Origin of the sequence: Corallococcus sp. CA053C (genome assembly GCF_003611675.1) — a bacterium.
GTDB lineage: Bacteria > Myxococcota > Myxococcia > Myxococcales > Myxococcaceae > Corallococcus.
In genome coordinates, this window is sequence record NZ_RAWA01000933.1 from 1 (window position 1) to 379 (window position 379).

The 379-nt window shown below is 63.6% G+C and carries 1 protein-coding gene; it reads left to right on the forward strand.

All coding sequences use genetic code 11. The features are described from left to right. The coding region (locus D7V97_RS43945; RefSeq protein ID WP_233583643.1) for a LysR substrate-binding domain-containing protein at positions 1-251 on the forward strand (251 nt) is incomplete at its 5' end. Positions 252-379 lie beyond the last annotated feature (128 nt).

Genomic DNA, 379 nt, shown 5'->3' on the forward strand with positions numbered 1-379 from the left:
GTCCTGTCGTCACCAATCACGCTGACATCGGGATTGCGTCGGCCCTGGCCGGCCTTGGAATCGCCTATCACTTCGAACAGGATGGTGTGGGCGAACTGTTGACACAGGGACTGCTGGTGCGGGTACTGGCGGATTGGTCGGTCTCGCGGCCCGGGCTTTTTCTCTACTACCCGAACAGGCGGCATCGCCCCGCCCTGCTGGGCGCGTTCATTGACTGCCTGCTGGACCAGGGAATGTTCGGCAATCGGTGACGAGGCCGACGAACGTCCGCATCCTGCCGCCGGGCAATGGGATCCTGCCCCGTCGCCTGTAACGAGAAGGGCCCCGGGCACGCGTGCCAGGAGCCCTTGTCGGGATAAACGGAAGGTACGCTTAGAAC